This window comes from Dorea phocaeensis (assembly GCF_900240315.1).
In the GTDB taxonomy this organism is placed as follows: domain Bacteria; phylum Bacillota; class Clostridia; order Lachnospirales; family Lachnospiraceae; genus Dorea_B; species Dorea_B phocaeensis.
The window spans coordinates 315,679-336,880 of the sequence record NZ_OEPZ01000001.1 but is presented as its reverse complement, the minus strand read 5'-3'; the positions used below and the strand labels follow the sequence as shown (position 1 = coordinate 336,880).

Here is a 21,202-nt window from a genome sequence, read left to right as displayed (position 1 = left end):
TTATCTCATCCACCTATAATTTTCATCTAACATTGAATATGCAAGTTTGCGCAGCTCTTTCGACTGAATGATCTTCTTGATTCCGATCACAGAACAAATGTCTGGCTCAAGAGCCGTCCGCGTTGGAATTCCAACCATTTCTTCGATATAACTTTCCAGTCCCGGCATGCTGGCAACGCCTCCGGTCAGGAAGATTCCGTTCTTCTGAATCGCCCGTCTGACTTCCGGCGGGGTTCGGTCAATCAGAGACTGAATGGCACGGACACAATCTAAAAGCGGCTCCTTCATCGCTGCCCTGGCAAGCGTAATGGAGATGGTCTTCTGCATTGGAACACCTGTAATCAAATCCCGTCCTGCAACAGGAAGCATGGATTCTGCATCACTGGTGAATACCCCAAAATTCTTGCGGAGATATTCCGCTGTCCGTCTGCCAATCAGGAAGTCGTGCCGATGACGGATCAGATTTACCAGACCTTCATCGAATGCCATTCCGCCGACCTTCAAAAGACGATTCATTACCATTCCGCCTCCGGCGAGAATGGACAATTCGGTTGTCTCGCCTCCGAAATTGGCAATGACAAGGCCATTGGTATGCTCCACATCCAGATTCAGACCAATCGCATCTGCAATTGCACGCTCTACGATATTGACTTCCTTCGCACGGGCATTGGAGTGGATCACCAAATCAAAAAAGGCTTTTTTCTCTACCTCCGTAACGTCCGTGGGCACTGCAATCACATATTCTGCCCCTCTGGAAAACTGCCGGTCTTTTTTCAAAAGACTCTGCAACAGAAACTGCATATCATTAAATCGGGAAATAACGCCTTCCTTCATGGGAAATGCCACTTCAATATTGGACGGCGCCTTTCCATACATTTCATATGCTTCATCTCCGACTGCAAAGATCTCACGCTCTTTTACGAGTGCGATCGCATTCTTTTCTTTCCAGATTGTATCTTTTCTTTTATCATAGACCTTGATTTCATAAGAGCCAAGATCTAGTCCGTATATATTTCTTGCCATCTGACAGAACCCTTTCTATAAAATTCCCGATTCCCGGAAGCTTACATAACAATTATTTCCAATAATAACGTGATCTAATAGTTCAATTCCGATCAGTTTTCCTGCATCCATAATCCGCTTGGTAGTCAACATATCGTTTCGGCTGGGCGTCGGATCTCCACTGGGATGATTGTGTAAGATTACGATTGATACCGCGTTCTTCTGCAACGCCTCAATAAATAGTTCTCTTGGTGTAATCAGAGACGCGTTGACTGTCCCTTTGGATATATCTGTTTCTCCAATTAATTTGGACTTTGAATTCAGCATAAGAAGCTTTAGAATCTCCTGCTTCTCATGCCTCATATCTTCCATATAATAGTTCGCCACGGTGGAAGGATCCAGAAAACAGATCGCATCCGGATAGGATGCCTTCGCCAGCCGCTTGGCAAGTTCCGAAATGCAGGATAGCTGAATCGCTTTTACCTTCCCGATTCCCTTGATTTTTTTTAATCGCTCCATGCTGAACTGATGCAGACCTAAAATGCCTGCTTCCCCGGCATGATAGAGAATTCTTCCCGCAAGTTCCAGTGCATTCTCCCCGCGGGTGCCCGTTCGCAGTAAAACAGCAAGCAGTTCCACATCGCTTAACGAGGCGGCTCCTTTCCGTTCACATTTTTCATAAGGACGTTCCGTCAGGGGAATTTCACGCATAGTATTTGACTGATTCATTTTTTCTTTTGAATCGCACGATGGCTGGTAACAGAATCATTTATAAGAAACGATATATGATAATGGAAAGAATCACGCCAATAATACTTGCGATGGTAATCTTAATGGAAAGCCCAAAGGTAATCACCAAAAGTCCAAGATTGAGGACAATCGGCTCATCCAGCCCGAAAGTCTGACCGTAGGACAGCCAGTTAAGCGCCGGAACCCCTTCTGCAAGCATGCCAATAAAACCACCCAGCACAATTCCTGCCAAAATCAGCAAAAATAAAGCCCAGGAGTTTTTGCTCCCTGTTCCTTTCATATGTACTCCTCCTCGTTTTTATCCATCTAAAAACTCACTACATTCTATCACATTTCCGAAAAGGTGTATAGACTTAACCCATTAATTTTTTCTTATTTCTCATTTGGAAATGTCGAAAAAACGGTAGTTTTTGGCGATTTCTTCAGCTACTTTTAAGCCATCCATCGCCGCGGAAGTGATCCCTCCCGCATACCCCGCTCCCTCGCCGCAGGGATAGATTCCGCCGATTGTACTCTGCAAAGACTCATCCCTTATGATGCGAATCGGAGAAGAGGTTCTGCTTTCGACACCAGATAAAACGGTATCCCCTCCGGCATACCCCGGAAGCTTCATGGCAAAGGCTTTGATTCCCTCTTCCAGTGCCTCCGAAAGGAAATCCGGGAAAATATTTCTGACATTTCCCCAGTGATATGCACCCTTCATTTGAGGTTCAAAGGATCCCGGACCTTTTGACGGACGGTTCTGACAGAAGTCTTCAAAGAGCTGTACCGGTATTTTTCCTTGTCCTTCTTGGTAAGCAGCCTCTTCGAGCCGCCGCTGGAAATCCATTCCCGCTAATACATTTCCTTCGCTCTTTTCTGCAACCTCTTCATTTTCTTTGTTTTTTGCATTTTCCGCAAAGTCATTTGGGGTCACCGTTACAATGACTGCAGAATTTGCATTCTTTCCAGCTCGGTCATGGTAGCTCATGCCATTAACCGCCAGGCGATTGGACTCTGAAGATGCATTGACCACATAACCGCCAGGACACATGCAGAAGGTATATACGCCTCTTTCGCTTTCCAGATTACAGGTGAGCTTATAAGCCGCTGCCGGAAGCTGTCCATGATAAAGCTGTTCATAGTCTTCCCCATATTGATCACGGTTAATCATTTCCTGCGGATGTTCTACTCTTACTCCTACAGCAAAGGATTTCGCCTCCATAGGAAGCCCTTTCTGCTGTAATGTTGCAAAAGTATCTCTGGCGCTGTGACCAATGGCCAAAACTAGAAGATCTGTCGGAATCAGTTCTTGTTCTTGTGTGGTATGATTAAACACCTTAATCCCGCTTATTTTTGACGTTTCACTTTGAATAATAAGATCTGTCATTTGGGAGGAAAAGCGGATCTCTCCACCCATTTCCAAAATGGCATTCCGAATGCCTCTCACCACTTCAATCAGAATATCCGTTCCAATATGCGGCTTATTCTGATAGAGAATCTCTTTTGGCGCGCCATATTTTACGAACAGTTCCAGTACACGTGTATGACGACCGAACTTGTCATGAACCAGAGTGTTTAACTTCCCGTCAGAAAAAGTTCCGGCGCCTCCTTCTCCAAACTGGACATTTGACTGAGGATTTAAGATACCGGTCTGCCAAAAATCAGCCACATCCTTCACCCGGTCTTCTACCTTCTTTCCACGTTCCAGGAGAATGGGACGATATCCCATGCTTGCCAGCTGATAGCCACAGAACAACCCGGCAGGTCCAGTTCCGACAATAACTGGACGATGGGATAATTCTTTTGTCCCTGTGACTGCTGGACGATAAACAATTTCTTTTCGATCAAATTGTACCGAAGAAGCATTCCGAAGCTTCTTTTTTAGTCCCTGCTCATTCTTTACCAATACATCTACCGTATAAATCCGATAGAGCTTTGGCTTCTTCCTTGCATCCAGGGATTCCTTTTTTATGGTATAAGAAAGAAGCGCATCTTCCCTGATGCGAAGAGTTTTACATATCTTCGCCGACAGATCCGCTTCTGTATGAGAAATATCTAATTTTAACTGATTAATTCGAATCATCTTTTATGTCCCTCTTTATATCCTTCCTGTCTCCGGCTGCAGCACATCCTGCCAAATATCCTGTTGCCCAGGCAAACTGCAAGTTATATCCGCCGCAGATACCGTCTACATCCAATAATTCTCCGGTTAGATAAAGCCCTTTCAGGTTCCTTGATTCCATCGTATCAGGACAAACTTCGGTCGTTCTGATTCCTCCTGCACAGACCTGCGCATTTTCAAAACCATTCGTTTCAGAAACGAACAGATCCGTATGCTTGCAGACCTTTGCCAGTGTATGTAAGTTGGCATCGCTAAGCTTTTCTACGGGTGTATGGATCTTAATTTTGGCAAGACTTAAGAGACAGGGAATCAATTTTTTTGGAAAGATTCCCGTCAGGAAGTCACCGGCCTTTCGATCTGCACAGTCTTTCCTTCTCTGTAAAAACAAATGCTCTGTTTCTTTTTCCCCAAGTTCCGGGAGAAAATCGACCTCCACCGATACCTTTTTCTTCTCATAGCAGCCGTACGCGGCGTAACGGCTGATCTGGAATATAGGAATTCCGGAGACCCCATAAGCGGTAATTTGAAGCTCGCCGGTATCTTTCGCTTTGCGCTCTCCACCAATACACACGGAAACCGATGCGTCTGTTCGTACCCCCGATGCCTTGGCAAACGGATGCTCCTTGATTTTTAACTGTACCAACGCCGGAACTACCGGCACCATCGTATGCCCCAATGACTTTGCAAGGCTGTAACCACTGCCGTCGGAACCAAGCTTCTGTGCAGCTCTTCCGCCGCAGGAAAGAATCACACGGTCAAACACCAGTCGTTCCTTTCCTGCTGACACCAGATAGCCAGCCTTTTTCTTTTCTATGGCATCCACATGGATTCCGGTACGAATTTTGATTCCAAGTCTCTTTAATTCCAGCTCAAGAAGTTCTACAACCGATGCCGCCTGATCCGAGCGGGGATACCCATACGTTCCGCGCCATTTCATTACCAACCCCAAAGAAGAGAAAAAACGAATGGCATCTTCGGTATCAAACTTTTGAAGTAGATTCGATATAAAATCAGAATCTTCGCTTCGATAACAGGATACGTCCAGTGTCCGGTTTGTCAGATTGCATCTTCCATTACCGGTTGCCAGTATTTTTTTGCCAATGGAATCTTTATGTTCCAGAATCGTAATTTCTGCCTGCACATTGGTACGGGCAGCTGCAATTGCAGCTACGATCCCAGATGCGCCTCCCCCGATAATGCCAATTCGTCTCATATTTTGGCTCTCCCTTCTCCTGTGTTTGTATTATTTTAAGGTGACAACCTCATCCCGAATCAGGTATTCCAGCGACATTAGAATTCCAAGCTTGGCATGAGGCCAGGTCAATCCCCCCTGAAAATATACCGCATACGGCGGCTTAATCGGTCCGTCTGCACTAAGCTCAATGGAAGATCCCTGTACGAATGCTCCGGCAGCCATAATGACATCACTGTCGTAACCCGGCATCGCCCATGGAACCGGAGTGACATAAGAATCTACTGGAGCTGCCGCCTGAATTCCTTTGCAGAATGCAATGACGCCTTCCGGCACGCCAAACTCTACCGCCTGAATAATATCATGGCGGCTTTCTGTGCTGTTTGGAATAACGTGATATCCCAGTTCCTCATATATATTTGCAGCAAAAATAGCGCCTTTTAACGCTCCGGCAACAACTGTAGGTGCCAGGAAAAGTCCCTGATAAAAAGATTGCATTACGCCTAAGGATGCGCCTACCTCTTTCCCGAGTCCCGGAGAAGTCAACCGATATGCACAGGCCTCTACCAGGTCTTCACGTCCGGCAATATAGCCGCCAATCGGTGCAAGACCACCGCCTGGATTCTTAATCAGAGATCCGACTACCATATCAGCTCCCACATCGCTTGGTTCAATGGTCTCTACAAATTCTCCGTAACAGTTATCTACCATACAGATGACATCTGGCTTGATCTTTTTCACAAAAGCAATCAGTTCCCCGATCTGCTTCACGGAAAAACTCGGTCTGGTCTGATAGCCTTTTGAACGCTGAATTGTGACCAGTTTCGTTCTTTCGTTTAATGCTTTTGCGATATTATCATAATCAAATGTTCCATCCTCCAAAAGATCCACCTGAGAATAGCTTACGCCGTATTCTGCCAAAGATCCCTTGGACGGCCGAATTCCAATCACTTCCTCTAATGTATCGTAGGGTTTTCCGGCCGGAGATAACAGTTCATCTCCAGGCCTTAAATTAGCGCTAAGCGCCAAAGCCAGGGCATGCGTTCCACAGGCGATCTGTGGACGTACCAATGCGCTCTCGGTATGGAAAATTGCCGCATAAACCTCTTCTAAGGTATCTCTTCCGTGGTCATCGTATCCATAACCGCTTGCATAATGAAAGCAGTCTGCGCTCACCCGCTTTTCCTGCATCGCATGGATGACCTTCAGCTGGTTATATTCTGCAATTTTATCAATCTCCTGAAAACGTTCACTGAGACGCTCTTCTATCTTTTTTCCAAAATCAAGAACCGATTTGCGGATTCCGATTTCCCGATACATTGTTTCCATTTCAAACATCTTTTTTTCATCCTTCCATTATGGTTTCTGTTGGATTTCTCTGCCCGCTGTTTTGCTTCCTGTCAATTTAAATCAGAGTATCCATAATCTTCGTCTTTAACTGCGCGCATTTGGCGTCGAACTGCGGATTTAGAGATGGGATCTCCAGAACAATATCCGCCGCTTTCCGATAATCCTTCATATCATAGAGAAGGGATGCCCGGTTCAATTCATAGAGCGCCCGTTCTCCTTCTGTCTTAATCAACGGCGCCAGCTGCACCAGTTCTTTATAGGTAGCCGCTGCGTTATGGCTGCAGGAATAAACTTCCATTAAGGTATTCATTTTCTTTAGAAATTTGGATCCTCCAAATAACCTGCGAAACATTATACTCCCTCCATTTGTCTAATCTTCTGTATCATCTGTTCCAATATTTTTTCTTCGTCATAGTCATATGCCTGTTTCTCGATCCAAATCACCTGTCTCTCCCTCTTAAACCAGGTGATCTGTCGCTTTGCAAAATGTCTGGTGTCTCGTTTGATCCGGTAAACGGCTTCTTCCAATGTCAGTTCACCCTCTAAATAAGCCAGAATTTCTTTGTATCCAAGCCCCTGCATAGAAACCATTTCCCGGGTACATCCCATTTCCCTTAACTTTTGTACTTCTTCTATCAGCCCTTCTTCCACCATCTGATCAACCCGGCAGTTAATTTTCTCGTAAAGCTTTTTGCGATCGTCTGTCAGCACAAAATAGCAGAAGTCATAAGGCGATTCTTTCTGCCGTTCCGCTTTGTTGTGTTCGGAAATCTTCTGTCCGGTCTGATGATAGAATTCCAATGCTCGTATCACCCGTTTCACGTTATTGGCATGAATCTCCTGCGCGGCTTTTTCGTCTACCGATTCTAATCTGCTATGAAGCGCCTCTGCTCCATACTCTTTTGCAAAGTCTTCCAGCTCTTTTCGAAAACCACTTTCCTTATTGTCTTCTGTAAAATCAATATCATAAAGAAGTGCCTGAATATAGAATCCTGTTCCTCCTACCAAAATCGGGACATGTCCGTTAGCATAGATGGCTTCCATCGCCTTTTTAGCCATTTGCTGAAACTTAACAACATGAAATTCCTCCCAGGGCTCCAACACATCTACCAGATGATGAGGAACCCCTTGCATTTCCTCTTTGGTGATCTTGGCAGATCCAATGTCCATATGCCGGTAAACCTGCATAGAGTCGGCCGAGATAATTTCTCCGCCGATGGCTTTCGCAAGACCGATAGAGGCCTTTGTTTTCCCAACGGCTGTCGGTCCTGTCAATACAATTAAAGGTTTCTTTTTCATTTATACAATCCTCTTAAATTTCTTTTCCAAATCCCGTTTTGTCATGGAAATAATCGTCGGTCTTCCATGTGGACAGTGATAGGGATTATCCAGTGTCAGGAGTTCTCCGATTAAAGCATCCGCTTCGGCAGCGGAAAGTTTCATATTTCCTTTTACCGCAGCTTTACAGGACATAGAGGCTACCTTTTCATCAATTAGTTCCGCTGTCATCGTCCTGTTCAGTTCATCGGATAAACTATCCAGCATTTCAATCAGAAGATCTTTCTTTGCAAGAGAAAATAAATTATCCGGTACCGCCCGCACCGCATAGGTATCCTGTCCAAACTCTTCGATTTCAAATCCAATTCGGGTAAATTGATCCATGTATTCATTCAGAAGCTGCGCCTCCTGCATCCCAAGATTTAAGAGAATCGGCGGACTGATCATCTGCGATGTAAATTCTCTGGTCTTCATTCCCTTCAGGGTCCGTTCATAAAGCACGCGCTCGTGAGCCGCATGCTGATCAATGATATATAGTTGATCCTGGAACTCTACCAGCCAGTAAGTATCAAATACTTGTCCGATAATCTTATGCCTTGCACGCGCTTGTTCACTTAAAAGCCTCTCCTCAAACAGATTCATCTGTTTTGGAGGTTCTGATTTTGACGGTTCTGGCTTTGGAGGTTCCGACTTTGGAAGTTCTGTCTTTTTTGCATACTGTACCGCTTCCCGGATCCGATCAGCCTGTATCTGTGGCTTGAAGATTTTCTCTTTGTCTTTTACTTCTGCGGAGGAATTTTGATTATGATAAGCCGTCACACGCTCTTTCATCTTTTCCATAAAGTAATTCAAATCCCGTTCTTCCTTCGGCGGAAGCTCCGATTTCTTCGGAATCGTAACTGGCGGAAGCTCCGACTTCTTCGGAATCGTAACTGGCGGAAGCTCTTCCTTCTTTAAAACTGTAACTGGTGGAACTTCCTCTTTCTTTGAAATCGTAACTGGTGGCAGCTCCTGCGCTTTCGGAACGTTCACCTCTACCTGTGGAATCAGTTCCTCTCTGTGAAGTCCTTCATCTACCGCAGCATAAACTGCATTATAGACTTCCTGCTGCCGGTTGAAACGAAGTTCCATCTTAGTCGGATGTACATTCACATCAATGTTTTCTGTGTTAATCTCCATATGAAGAACTACAAACGGATACTTATGCTGCATGGTAAAATCTTTATACCCGTCTTCTATTGCCTTGGCGATGATACTGCTTTTCACATATCTGCCGTTGATATAATAATTCTCAAAATTACGGTTTCCACGTGAGATCAACGGTTTCCCAAGGAAGCCTGTAATCTTAAGTCCTGAAGTTTCATATTCTGCACGCAGAAGATTTGATGCAATCTCTCTTCCATAAACATGATAAATGACGTCTCTTAACTTCCCGTTTCCTGCTGTGTGAAGTTTCGTCTGTCCATTGTTGATAAACTGAAACGATACTTCCGGATGAGATAATGCCATCCGGGTCATCAGATCTCCTACATGGCTTGCCTCTGTCATCGGCGTCTTTAAAAACTTACGTCTGGCCGGCGTATTATAGAAAAGCTGGCGAATAATAAAGGTGGTGCCATCTTTAGCTCCGGCATCTTCGATTCCCTCTTCTTTGCCGCCGGCAATTCGGTATCTGGTGCCAAACGTCTGATCCGCCGTCTTGGTAACCAGTTCTACCTGCGAGACAGCCGCGATACTGGAAAGAGCCTCCCCACGGAATCCCAAAGACCCAATATGTACAAGATCATCGACTGTTCGGATCTTGCTGGTAGAATGGCGTAAGAATGCAGCCGGCACATCTTCTCTGCTGATTCCACATCCGTTATCGGCAATTCGCATATAAGAGATCCCGCCTTCTTTTATCTCGACAACCACGGCTGACGCCCCGGCATCAATTGCGTTTTCTACCAACTCCTTCACCACAGAAGCTGGCCGTTCTATAACCTCTCCTGCTGCAATCTGATCGACTGTCACAGGATCTAAAACTTGTATCTTTCCCATGTTACCACCTGTTCTTTAACTTGTTCTGCAGCTGATAGAGCGTATTGAGTGCATCAATCGGCGTTAGGTTGCTGACATCTAGGTTCTTTAATTCCTCCAGTACATCATTATCTTGAACCGTATCAAACAGTGACATCTGTGCCAGATCCACCTCATCGTAATGCTTGGTCTTCACCTTTGTTTGACTTTGCCCTTGGACGGAAATATCCTTAATCCTTGTCGTAATATCAGCATGAACCAGCTCTTCTACAATCTCTTTTGCACGGTTGGTAACACTTTCCGGAACCCCTGCAAGATGGGCAACCTGAATTCCGTAACTCTTATCTGCACCGCCTTTTACAATCTTGCGAAGGAATAAAATATCATCGCCCTTTTCTTTTACAGCGATACAGTAGTTGTTCACATTGTCAATCTTTCCTTCCAATTCCGTCAGCTCATGGTAATGGGTCGCAAACAGTGTCTTAGCTCCTAAAAGCTTACTGTTGCTGATATGTTCAATCACTGCCCACGCAATACTTAACCCATCGAAGGTACTGGTTCCTCTTCCAATTTCGTCCAGGATCAGAAGACTTTTGCTGGTAGCATTGCGAAGAATGTTCGCAACTTCTGTCATTTCCACCATGAAGGTACTTTGGCCGCTGGCCAAGTCATCTGACGCTCCTACACGGGTAAAGATCCGATCCACAATTCCGATGTTTGCCGAAGCCGCCGGCACAAAGGAACCAATCTGTGCCATCAGAACAATCAGTGCCGTCTGACGCATATAAGTAGACTTTCCAGCCATATTCGGACCTGTAATAATAGAAATTCTGTTTTTCTTATCATTGAGATAGGTATCATTACAGATAAACATATCATTGGGAATCATTTTCTCTACCACCGGATGTCTGCCGTCTTTGATATCAATCACTCCCTTTTCATTGATATCAGGACGCACATAGTGATTTCTTTCCGCAACCAGTGCAAGCGATGCAAACGCATCCAGCTTCGCGATAATCCGCGCTGCTGTCTGAATTCTTAGAACTTCTTTGGCAATCTGATCCCGAATATCACTGAAAATCTGATATTCCAGTGCATACAGACGGTCTTCCGCCCCCAGGATCGTATCTTCCAGTTCCTTCAGCTCCGGAATAATGTAACGCTCTGCATTGGCAAGGGTCTGCTTTCTGGTATAATAATCCGGCACTAGATCTTTATAAGAATTGGTTACTTCCAAATAATAGCCAAATACTTTATTATAGCGGACTCTTAAATTCTTAATTCCCGTCTTTTCACGTTCGTCTGACTCTAACTTTGCAAGCCATTCCTTTCCATCGGATTTGGCGCTTCTCAAGCGATCTACTTCTTCGTTGTAGCCGTCTCTTATGATACCGCCCTCCTTCATGGCAATCGGAGGATCTTCTTTAATCGCCTTTTTCACCAATGTACAAAGATCCTCTAATGGATCTAAGTTTTCGTATAGTTCTTTTAAAAGCGGTGATTTCATATCCTGCAAAATACATTTAACATGAGGCATCATAGCAAGAGATGTCTCAAATGCAATCAGATCCCTCGGATTAGCCGACTGATAAGTAATCTTACATACCAGGCGTTCCAGGTCATAAACCGGAGACAGATATTCCCGCAGCTCTTCTCTTGAAATAGCTTCGTTCTTGAATTCGTCTACCGCATCAAGACGTCTGTTGATCTCTGTCCGGTCAATGAGGGGCTGTTCAATAAATTTGCGAAGCGCTCTGGCGCCCATCGCTGTCTTTGTTTTATCCAATACCCACAGAAGAGAGCCTCTCTTTTGCTTTTCCCTTAACGTTTCACAAAGCTCCAGATTCCGCCTGGTAGAGCTGTCAAGCAACATATACTTTCCAGTCGTATAAACGGAAAGTCTCGTCATATGAGACAGATCTCGTTTCTGCGTTTCTAACAAGTATTTTAACAAAGCTCCGGCCGCAATGATCCCACTGTCGAAATCGGAAAGCCCCAACCCTTCCATCGCACTGACATGAAAATGATCTTTCAGCGTCTGGGTACAGATAGCATCGTCAAAATACCAGGAATCCAACGCATAAATGCTAATTCCCAGCTTTTCTTTTAATAGATCCAAATCCATACCGCTCATATAAAAGGCCTCATTACAGATCAGTTCAGATGGCATAAATTTGAAAATCTCATCGAACAGCTTCTCGCTATCCCCGATTTCTGTCACAAAATAGTCCCCGGTTGTAATATCCGCAATGGACATTCCGAATCGGTCTGCAATATAGACCACACTCATAATATAATTATTCCGGGTCTCATCCAAAGACTGCGTATCCAGATTAGTCCCTGGCGTTACGATCCGCACCACTTCCCTTTTTACCAATCCTTTGGCTGTTGACGGATCTTCCGTCTGTTCGCAAATGGCCACTTTGTACCCCTTAGAGACCAGACGGTTCAGATACCCATCTACAGAATGGTAAGGAACGCCGCACATAGGCGCCCGCTCTTCCAATCCGCAGTTTTTCCCTGTTAATGTAATCTCTAGTTCTTTGGATGCAATCAGCGCATCATCAAAAAACATTTCATAAAAATCTCCTAATCTATAGAACAAGATGCAGTCTGGATATTCCTTTTTGGTCTGCATGTACTGCTGCATCATTGGTGTTAATTCTGCCACGTTATTTCTCCTCTTTTGTTAACATTTTACATTTCATTATAGCACCGATCTGCCCCTTTTTAAAGAGTAAAGTTTGGCTTTTCCTCGCCGTACAGCCAGTACAGAAGATACCCTGACAGCAGAATTCCCAGGGCACATAATCCCGAAAAGATCAATGCAAACGGCAGACAAATCTGCCCAAACAACTGAAAAGGCTGATCCGTATAATCCCAGACCTGAAGATGCATCCATTTGTTGACGATGATTCCGGTGATGAACTCCATCGCCGTAATGAAGATGGTGCCTCTAAAAATCTGCCGCCACAGCGGATCCTGCCAATGGAGCATCTGGCCCTGCACAGTAAAAAAGACCATGCAGATTCCACCAAGCACAAACATCGACCAATGAGAGAACCCTCGAAACACCAGCTCAAAAGTATAATAAAGACTGCCGCCCAACGCCCAGATAAACAGATATTCACTTAACCGCTTTCTGAATTGTCCCATAAAAAAACGCCCCCACTATTAGTTCTTACTAGATAGTTTGGGCGTTTCCCATCAATATTATGGGTGGTATATTTATACTATTCCACCAATTCACCAAGGTAGTAGAAGCCTTTGCATTCTGTGAGATGCACGTTTACAAGCTTTCCAATCAGTGTTTCTTCTCCCTTAAAATGTACCAGCAGATTGTTACTCATTCTGCCTGTAATCATCGTGCTGTCATGGTCGCTGACGGACTCAGCCAATACCGTCTGAGTAGTCCCTTCGTGAACAGAGCAGACTTCAGCCGCAATGGTCTGAACTTCTTTTAACAGGCGATCAAAACGATCCTTTACCACATCTTCCGGCACCTGATCTTCCATGGCTGCCGCAGGTGTTCCGGTTCGCTTGGAATAGATGAACGTAAACGCACTGTCATAACGAACCTTTCTTACCACATCTAACGTCTCCTGAAAATCTTCTTCTGTCTCTCCAGGAAATCCTACGATAATATCCGTAGTCAGAGAAATATCCGGCACCGCCGCGCGAATCCGTTCTACCAGATCCAAATACTGTTCTTTGGTATATCTGCGATTCATCTTCTTCAGGATTCTGCTGCTTCCCGACTGCACCGGCAGATGTAAATGTTTGCAGATCTTCTTAGACTCACCCATTACCTGAATCAATTCATCGGAAAGGTCCTTCGGGTGACTGGTCATAAACCGAATCCGCTCCAATCCCTCGATCTGCTCAATTTCTTTCAACAGCTGTGCGAAAGTCATTGGCTGTTCCAGGGTCTTTCCATAAGAGTTCACATTTTGTCCAAGCAGCATGACTTCCACAACGCCGTCTGCCACCATTTTCTGAATCTCGCGGACAATGGCTTTTGGATCCCGGCTTCGTTCCCGTCCTCTAACGTATGGTACGATACAGTAGCTGCAGAAATTGTTGCAGCCAAACATAATATTCACTCCGGATTTGAACGCATACTTCCGGTCATTCGGCAGGTCTTCTATTATCTGATCCGTATCCTTCCAAATATCAATGACCATCCGGTCTGATTCAAAACGATTGACAATCAATTCCGCGAATTTAAAGATATTATGTGTTCCAAAGATAATATCGACGAAACGATAGCTTTTCTTCAGTTTTTCTACGACTTCCGGCTCCTGCATCATGCAGCCGCAAAGACCGATCATCATATGCGGATTCTTCTGTTTGCGGGGCTTTAACTGTCCCAGTCGTCCGTACACTCTGGTATTCGCGTTTTCACGGACGGTACAGGTGTTATAAATAATGAAATCCGCTTCCTCTTCTTCTGCTTCTATATAGCCGATCTGTTCTAAGATTCCCCGCAGTTTTTCAGAGTCTCTGGCATTCATCTGACAGCCAAAGGTGGTAACACAGAATGTCACCGGTCTTCCAAGACGCTCACGAAGCGCCTCTACATATGTCTTTGCTTTTTCTATGTAATAATACTGGCGTTCCGGTTCAGATACCGGCACCGTCTCATTAGACAAACTGATGTCTGGATTCATCATATTCATAATCGATTCCTTTCAATTGACTGATAATAGCTTCTTTTTCTACGCACATGTCCTCGCAGAGGGCGTCCAGTGTATGATAGTAATCCCTGATCTTCGTATTTACGACGCTAAGCAGCAACATGGGATCTTTAGGAAGCTTTATTTCCATTTGATTCACTCCTTCTTCTGTAATTACAATATCCACAGGAATATCGCAGGGCTCTTTGGGAAGCGTCGGAAATAGCTGAAATGAAAATCCGATTCCCATCTTCGTAAGTTCCGGATGCTTGGCAAGATAGCGGTCGTAATATCCGCCGCCATAACCAATCCGGTAACCAGAAGCATCGTAGGCTGTTCCCGGTAAGACGACGAGCCCTTGCTTTTCCTGAAATCTTTCCCCATCTTTTGGCTCCGGGATTCCAAAAGCACCGGGGCTTAAGTCTTCCCAGGCGGTAAGCCGAAAAAATTCCATCTCTTTTCCCATCACCTTCGGAATCCATGTTCGTTTGCCGTCTTTCCATGCCTTCTCAATGATTCCTCTTGTTCCAACCTCCCTGCGGATGTCCAGATAGCAGAGAATATCTTCTGCCTGCCGATACGCCGGATGAAAAAAAACGTTTCTTCCAATCCGGCTTGTCATCATCTCCCACTGCGATGGTGTCAAGTGTTCCCGGATTTCATAAATACACGTTCTAATGACCTGCTTTGTTTCCAAATTTTTCACCCAGATTCGTAATCGAACCATCTTTTTCTTTGATATCGATATTATTAAGCTGACCTCTTAAGTTGCGTTTAAATGCATCAATATACTCTCTTCTTAAAATCTGCTGCTCTTTTGCTTCTTCCGGAGTCAGTCCTTCTTCTTTTGATTTATGATATAATTCATTAATTCTTGCGATCTTCTGATCATTCATCTCTTTTGTTCCTTCCTTTGTTTTCCATTCTGTGGTAATTCCACAAATTACGTTCTCTATCTTACACCAAGTCTGCCTGGAAGTCTACACATTAACTCGAATAATTCTCCAGAAATCCGAACAGTTCTTCCGAGCCTTCCAGGTATTTTCCGTTCCTGATTTCCTGGCGCAGTATGGCAGGAAGCTCATCATACAGAATGTCCGTATATTCGTAAGGCGTCTTCCGGTCACTTAGATAGACCACCACATATCCATTGACCTCCATCAGATAATAGCAGTCCTCTTTTAGAGCCTGTCCATCCGCTGATATACTGCCGTGCTGCGTCCGCTTCCCAGTCGTTTCTTCTGTCTGCAATTCTTTTTTCTTCTCATTTTCTGCCTTTATTTCTATTTTCAGTTCTTCTGCAGCCTTCGCTTTCGCTTTTTCATAACTAAACCGATAAGCTCCCGAAAGGGCCACCACTGCTGCCATGGCTGCAACAAAAAAGCCAATACTGTACTTGTTTTTCATAAGGACCACTCCTTTTTTAGTACAGTATTGGCTATTGTCGTAATAATTATACTGATTTAGCGGTATTCACCTCGAATCAGATGTACTTTTCGAAGCAGAGTGACCAGCGTCGCACCTTTTGGAAGTCCAAGAATCTCTTCTTCGGTAACGCCACCCAAAAGTACCAGCGCCGCCCCGTAAGAAAGAACTGCTACAAGCAATGCAATAATCGTTGCCGCAATTTCTCCGATGAACAGTTCTACCAACAGATGTATCACAATCGTAACCACCGACATAATTAAAGCTGCCAATGTTGGAATCAGGAACGTCTTCTTCTGTTCCTGCACATATCCGATCCGTTCTCTAAGCGCATGTGCATTGAGAATACAAATCGCTCCCGAAAAGACAATTTTACTTAAAACTACTGCGTAAATATTCCACTTGAAGACCACCAGCATCAAAAACAACGCTGCGATATGGATTGCAAGAGAGATTGCCGCGTTCTTTACCGGCGTCATCATATCGTCCAGTCCCTGCAGCACAGAGTTTGTCACTGTAGAAAGACAGAAGAACACGACGGAGATAGCGCCCATCTGAAGCATCAATGCTGCCTTGGTATTATCCTGTGTAAAGAATAGCAGATCCAGAATCGGTTTCCCAAGAACGATAAAACCTGCCGCACATGGAATCGCAAGAATCATATTGAACCGAGTTACCATATTAATTTTGTTGTGTACCTGTCTTCTGTTTCCTGTCTGAATCGTTGCGACCAGGCTTGGAATCAGAGACGCTGCCAATGCAGTTGATACAGATAACGGTACGTTAATCAACGTGTTGTACTGACCGCCGAACATTCCAAGAAGTCTTGCATACTCTGACTTTTTAAAGCCCTGAGCGGCCATAATATTACTGAACATAGCATTATCAATAAAATCGCTGATATTGTAGACCGTTGCACTTAAAATAACAGGGGCAATCGTCAGGAACAGGATCTTATAAATGCGCTTGTAACTTTCCTTTTTATGCCCGCGGTCTCTTCGCATCTGCCGCTTCAGAATCTTTTTATATGCCATAAAAATCAGCGCTACGAACACCATAGCACAGAATGCGCCGGCAATGGTTCCAACGGTTCCGCCCGCAGCTGCATAGGCCGGTCCGTAAGAGCCGTTACTTTTAGCTTTGGCAATTCCTTTTCCCATCTGCAGCAAAAAGTATGCACCGGCAATGGATGCTACCGCATTGACAATCTGCTCAATCACCTGAGAAAAGGCCGTCGGCACCATACTTCCGATTCCCTGGAAAAATCCACGGAACACTCCTAAGAATGCTACGACCAAAATACAAGGTGCCAGAATCCTTAATGCATACACACTCATATCCATGTGCATAATATTTGACGCGATAAATCCGGCGCCCAAAAAAATCAAAAGCGCCACAAAACCGCCGCCGATCAATGCAAATGTCATGGCTCCTTTGAATACTTTGTAGGCATTTTTATACTGTCCGGTCGCCACTCTTGCCGATACCAGCTTCGATACCGCCAGCGGAAGGCTGTAGGAAGTCAATGTCAAAGCTACCGTATAAATAGAAAAGGCCACGTTGTAATAGCCCATTCCCTCATCTCCGACAATATTCATCAGCGGAATACGGTACACCGCGCCGATCAGCTTGGTAATTACCCCTGCAATTGCCAAAATCGAACCCTGAACCAGGAAGTTTTTCTCTTTCTTTTTCTTATGTTCTGCCATGATTGATTTTCTCCATACTTAACGTAATATATCCAGTCTTTTCATAATCTCTCTCTGTTTTGTTTCCATGACCATTCGTTCCTCTTCTTCTATATGATCATATCCTATTAAGTGTAACACAGAATGCGCGATTAAAAAAGCATATTCTCGCTCTACAGAGTGCCCGTACTCCTCTGCCTGGGCAAGAACCTTTTCCTTGGAAATTACAATATCACCCAGCATCAGCTCTCCGGTCTCCGGATGAAATGCGTCCTCCTGCGCTTCCAGTCCGTCAAATACTCCGGGAACCTCATACTCATTCATCGGAAATGACAGCACATCCGTAGGCCGATCGATCCCTCGAAATTCCAGATTCATCTCATGGATCTGTTCATTCATAGTCAACAGAAGATTCACTTCCGCTTCATAGGGACATTCTGCATATTCCAACGCTCCTTCAATCACTCTTCTTGCTTCTTTTTCACCGTTAAGCGGAAGCTTTAATGCTCCTTCTTCTTCGTAATACAGTGTCATGTCTACTTTCTCCTTTTATCCCGGTTCTTTCCTTTGTTTCTTGATTCATATTCTTCATATGCTTTTACAATCTTTTGTACCAGAGGATGACGAACCACATCCCGGCTCGTCAGATTACAGATACGGATGTCTTCCAGATTCTTAACAACCGAAACAGCAACATCAAGACCAGATGTCTGCCCCGCCGGAAGGTCTTTCTGGGTGGCGTCTCCTGTAATCACCACCTTGGATCCAAATCCGATTCTTGTCAGGAACATCTTCATCTGAGCCGGCGTTGTATTCTGTGCCTCATCCAGGATAATAAATGCATTGTCTAACGTACGTCCCCTCATATACGCAAGAGGCGCCACTTCAATCAGTCCTTTTTCAGAATTCTTCAAGAAGCTTTCTGCTCCCATAATCTGATACAGCGCATCGTATAACGGGCGAAGATAAGGATCAATCTTGCTCTGCAGATCTCCCGGCAGAAATCCAAGCTTCTCTCCTGCTTCAATGGCCGGTCTGGTCAAAATAATTCTTCCTACTTCGTTATTCTTAAATGCCGTAATGGCCATAGCCATGGCAAGATAGGTTTTTCCGGTTCCGGCAGGTCCAAGACCAAATACTATCATATTCTTGCGAATAGCATCAACGTACTTCTTCTGCCCCAGTGTCTTAGGTTTGATCGGTTTCCCCTGCAGCGTATGGCAGATCACATCCTTGTCAATCTCCAACACCTGCTCTTCCTTGTCTTCCATTACCAGTGACAGTGTGTAATCCACATTTTGCTCCTGAATCGTGTTACCGCGCCGGGAAAGTTCCGTCAGCTGTTCCAGTACCTTTCTGGCGCGCTCTGCCATATGTGCCTCTCCCATAATTTTGACGTGTTCGCCTCTTGCAATCAGTGTAACATGAAGCGTACGCTCAATCTTTTTCGCATAAATATCAAACTGACCAAACACATTGCTTTCGTGTTCGGCAGGTATTTCTATTATCATTTCTGTTAAGCCCATCTGTAATTCTCCTGCTTTTGTTATTTTTGTTTCTCTTATTTTTCCGTTCCTTATGCTTCTTACTTTGGAAGCTCTGAAATCTCTGGAATCTGTGAAGCCTTCAAAGTTCCTACCGGCAGCAGAACGGTTAATTCCCCTCTGGCAGCAGAGGTTTTAGAACCTGTGTATATTTTAACATTATTCTCTATAATTTCTACCCCTTTTTTCTCCAATTCTCTGAGATATCTCTTAAAATCAGCGCTTAACCTCTCCTGGATTTCCTTCTTCTCATAGGTTTCCGGATGGGCAGTATAGGGAATTACCGTCCGTGTTCCCAGATAAATCGGAAGCTTTAGACGCTTCCCCAGGCAGATCTGATATTCACTTGTATGGAGTTCCTGATTTTCTTCCTTTTTCTGAAGATTCCCAAAAGCCAGCTGAAATCTCCCGACCCTAAGATAGTATGCCTGACGCCTTCTCATTTGATGAGGACGCTCTTCGTAGAAATATTCTTTCCGGGAATATGTATTTTCCAGAACATCCTCGTAAGGAAGGATCGCTTTCCCTCTTATGTCTGCGTCCGCCTTCTGATACTGGTAACCGATGATTTCCTTTGCATCGTCCTGAACTGGAATCAGACCGGATATCAGAACTTCTCCTTCTTTCACGGTATCCCCGGGACGTACTTGTATCATTCCGGTCCTTGGCACAATTTCTGTAATCACACAATCTCTGTCGGCCACAAGATCCATCGGAACCTTCTCTTCTTTTTTTACTTCCAAATCCGTCTCCATGCCAGAAGCATCCGTATTTTCCTTCACCTGAATTTTTAACTTTGCCCCCTGAACAGACGCCGACACCCAGATTACATCCGCATATTCTTTCCGAATATCTTTGGCTATTCGTTCACAGTCTATCTGCGTCTTTAACATTCCATTTTGAATATCTTTGGATGCAAGAAATTCTAGAATTGTCTCATCTGTGTAGGTAAGATTTCCGCGGATATCAATATCCCAAATAAGACCCGACAAAAGAAAAATCAGCACGGCACAGGCGGCAGCCCCAAAGAAAAACGATTTTCTGTGACGATATCGATAAAAAAAGAACGGTAATCCTATCCGATTTAGAATCACCACCCTCGTCCCGGTCTTTTTCATTACCGGCTTTAGCTTTCGGAAATCTGCAATTCGAATATTCATCTCACAGGCATCTTCAAGCGGAGTAATGCCCCATAGCAAAATGCCTCGATACCCACATGCATTTAAAAACCGTTCAACGGCATATCCCGTTACTCGGATTCGAAGATATCCCTGAACCGTTCGGAAGAAATTTGCTGCCAATACACCTTCCCCCTGACAGAAAGATTTGAAATAATTCTATTTAACGGGCCTCTGATGAAAGATATTCGATCGAATGTATACAGCCCTTTACCTTCATCTCATCATTTGCATAATACACAACCTGAAATCGTTTCCCCGTTACTTTGATCTGTCCGCCCTTCACCTGAATCCGAAGCAGCGCGTCCGTATATTCAATAATTCCCGTATAGTTTTCCAGCGTAAATTCCGATTGTCCAAGTACGGTAAGCAGTGGCATTCCAAGCACTGCATCCCGTGGAAGTTCTGATATTTCCGCCACCTTTTCCCGAATTGGATGATCTCCAAATGCTGTTTTTGTCGTCTGCTTTTTTGACTTCATAAAAACAACATCCCTTCCAGGGTTTTCTACCAGTCTATGAATGAGGCCGCATAATTATGTATGGAGTTCCTATTTTAAAAAGCACGGATAACGCCGTCATTCCTGCAAGCATGCTCCTTCTTTGATTCGGAGAGCTGCAAACGGCTTCCATTTTTTCACAAGCCTCTTCAATTCCATTTCTTCCCAAAATCATATCTGCCAAAATCTTGCAGACCGCAAACAACTGAGATCCCAGGAAAAGTCCCAGAATCCCTTTTCGGATGATTCCGCCTCTTTTTTCAAGCAGCCGTTTCATTCCTATGAAAACCCCAATAAAAGTTGCAATATGGTGAATCCAACTACAAATTTTCTGTTCCCGCATCCCTATCTCTTCTCCTCCCCTGATGATCGAATTTTAAACTATTAATCTTTTCATACAGTATACATGATATTTATGCCAAAAGATACCAAAACCAACCGCAAGTTTCTACATTTGATTCCCCTTAATTTCTCCCAGATCATATATTGATGTTGAC

At 44.5% G+C, this 21,202-nt stretch carries 21 protein-coding genes and 1 pseudogene; all 22 read right to left on the bottom strand.

Translation table 11 applies throughout. The annotated features are described in order from the left end of the window. Complete coding sequence (locus C0979_RS01510) at positions 1 to 1,023, bottom strand: rod shape-determining protein (RefSeq protein WP_101694302.1); 1,023 nt, start codon at positions 1,021 to 1,023, stop codon at positions 1 to 3. 15 nt (positions 1,024 to 1,038) lie between these two features. Beyond that, positions 1,039 to 1,731, bottom strand: a complete 693-nt coding sequence (gene radC, locus C0979_RS01505; protein WP_101694301.1) for a RadC family protein — start codon at positions 1,729 to 1,731, stop codon at positions 1,039 to 1,041. A gap of 40 nt (positions 1,732 to 1,771) precedes the next feature. Further along, entirely contained in the window at positions 1,772 to 2,032 is a 261-nt protein-coding gene (locus tag C0979_RS01500) for a DUF4321 domain-containing protein (RefSeq protein ID WP_101694300.1), read from the bottom strand. 99 nt (positions 2,033 to 2,131) lie between these two features. Continuing rightward, positions 2,132 to 3,817, bottom strand: a complete 1,686-nt coding sequence (locus tag C0979_RS01495) for an NAD(P)/FAD-dependent oxidoreductase (RefSeq protein ID WP_101694299.1) — start codon at positions 3,815 to 3,817, stop codon at positions 2,132 to 2,134. After that, positions 3,804 to 5,069, bottom strand: coding sequence for a BaiN/RdsA family NAD(P)/FAD-dependent oxidoreductase (locus tag C0979_RS01490; RefSeq protein ID WP_101694298.1), 1,266 nt, complete (start codon positions 5,067 to 5,069; stop codon positions 3,804 to 3,806). The genes C0979_RS01495 and C0979_RS01490 overlap by 14 nt, the downstream gene beginning before the upstream one ends. Positions 5,070 to 5,099: 30 nt before the next feature. Further along, positions 5,100 to 6,386: a methionine gamma-lyase family protein gene (locus C0979_RS01485; protein WP_101694297.1), complete on the bottom strand. Its 1,287-nt coding sequence runs from the start codon at positions 6,384 to 6,386 to the stop codon at positions 5,100 to 5,102. A gap of 67 nt (positions 6,387 to 6,453) precedes the next feature. Further along, the gene (locus C0979_RS01480) at positions 6,454 to 6,750 is read right to left on the bottom strand and encodes a hypothetical protein (RefSeq protein WP_101694296.1); all 297 of its coding nucleotides are present in this window, start codon (positions 6,748 to 6,750) and stop codon (positions 6,454 to 6,456) included. Next, the gene (gene miaA / locus C0979_RS01475) at positions 6,750 to 7,697 is read right to left on the bottom strand and encodes a tRNA (adenosine(37)-N6)-dimethylallyltransferase MiaA (RefSeq protein ID WP_101694295.1); all 948 of its coding nucleotides are present in this window, start codon (positions 7,695 to 7,697) and stop codon (positions 6,750 to 6,752) included. The genes C0979_RS01480 and miaA overlap by 1 nt, the downstream gene beginning before the upstream one ends. Continuing rightward, the gene (gene mutL, locus C0979_RS01470; protein WP_101694294.1) at positions 7,698 to 9,716 is read right to left on the bottom strand and encodes a DNA mismatch repair endonuclease MutL; all 2,019 of its coding nucleotides are present in this window, start codon (positions 9,714 to 9,716) and stop codon (positions 7,698 to 7,700) included. A gap of 1 nt (position 9,717) precedes the next feature. Further along, positions 9,718 to 12,366: a DNA mismatch repair protein MutS gene (mutS, locus tag C0979_RS01465; RefSeq protein WP_330403411.1), complete on the bottom strand. Its 2,649-nt coding sequence runs from the start codon at positions 12,364 to 12,366 to the stop codon at positions 9,718 to 9,720. Positions 12,367 to 12,425: 59 nt separating this feature from the next. Then, positions 12,426 to 12,851: a putative ABC transporter permease gene (locus C0979_RS01460; RefSeq protein WP_101694293.1), complete on the bottom strand. Its 426-nt coding sequence runs from the start codon at positions 12,849 to 12,851 to the stop codon at positions 12,426 to 12,428. Positions 12,852 to 12,928: 77 nt separating this feature from the next. Continuing rightward, positions 12,929 to 14,374, bottom strand: coding sequence for a tRNA (N6-isopentenyl adenosine(37)-C2)-methylthiotransferase MiaB (gene miaB / locus C0979_RS01455; RefSeq protein WP_101694292.1), 1,446 nt, complete (start codon positions 14,372 to 14,374; stop codon positions 12,929 to 12,931). Then, on the bottom strand, positions 14,340 to 14,522 hold the full coding sequence (locus C0979_RS12350) for a DUF4250 domain-containing protein (RefSeq protein ID WP_334293547.1): 183 nt from the start codon (positions 14,520 to 14,522) through the stop codon (positions 14,340 to 14,342). The genes miaB and C0979_RS12350 overlap by 35 nt, the downstream gene beginning before the upstream one ends. A 75-nt stretch (positions 14,523 to 14,597) precedes the next feature. Further along, positions 14,598 to 15,098: pseudogene (locus C0979_RS12345) on the bottom strand (5-formyltetrahydrofolate cyclo-ligase); the annotation flags it as partial. Further along, positions 15,046 to 15,267 (bottom strand): DUF896 domain-containing protein, encoded by a 222-nt coding sequence (locus C0979_RS12055; RefSeq protein ID WP_242962620.1) that lies wholly within the window; start codon positions 15,265 to 15,267, stop codon positions 15,046 to 15,048. The pseudogene C0979_RS12345 and the gene C0979_RS12055, both read right to left, overlap by 53 nt. Before the next feature lie 91 nt (positions 15,268 to 15,358). Next, positions 15,359 to 15,778, bottom strand: coding sequence for a hypothetical protein (locus C0979_RS01445; protein ID WP_101694291.1), 420 nt, complete (start codon positions 15,776 to 15,778; stop codon positions 15,359 to 15,361). A 56-nt stretch (positions 15,779 to 15,834) separates the two neighbouring features. Continuing rightward, on the bottom strand, positions 15,835 to 17,505 hold the full coding sequence (locus C0979_RS01440; RefSeq protein WP_101694290.1) for a putative polysaccharide biosynthesis protein: 1,671 nt from the start codon (positions 17,503 to 17,505) through the stop codon (positions 15,835 to 15,837). 18 nt (positions 17,506 to 17,523) lie between these two features. Next, positions 17,524 to 18,018, bottom strand: coding sequence for an rRNA maturation RNase YbeY (gene ybeY, locus C0979_RS01435; protein ID WP_101694289.1), 495 nt, complete (start codon positions 18,016 to 18,018; stop codon positions 17,524 to 17,526). A 2-nt stretch (positions 18,019 to 18,020) separates the two neighbouring features. Further along, the gene (locus C0979_RS01430; protein WP_101694288.1) at positions 18,021 to 19,010 is read right to left on the bottom strand and encodes a PhoH family protein; all 990 of its coding nucleotides are present in this window, start codon (positions 19,008 to 19,010) and stop codon (positions 18,021 to 18,023) included. 59 nt (positions 19,011 to 19,069) lie between these two features. Then, on the bottom strand, positions 19,070 to 20,329 hold the full coding sequence (locus C0979_RS01425) for a sporulation protein YqfD (protein ID WP_101694287.1): 1,260 nt from the start codon (positions 20,327 to 20,329) through the stop codon (positions 19,070 to 19,072). A gap of 40 nt (positions 20,330 to 20,369) precedes the next feature. Continuing rightward, the gene (locus C0979_RS01420; RefSeq protein WP_101694286.1) at positions 20,370 to 20,687 is read right to left on the bottom strand and encodes a YabP/YqfC family sporulation protein; all 318 of its coding nucleotides are present in this window, start codon (positions 20,685 to 20,687) and stop codon (positions 20,370 to 20,372) included. A 34-nt stretch (positions 20,688 to 20,721) separates the two neighbouring features. After that, on the bottom strand, positions 20,722 to 21,048 hold the full coding sequence (locus tag C0979_RS01415; protein ID WP_101694285.1) for a hypothetical protein: 327 nt from the start codon (positions 21,046 to 21,048) through the stop codon (positions 20,722 to 20,724). Between the last annotated feature and the right edge of the window lie 154 nt (positions 21,049 to 21,202).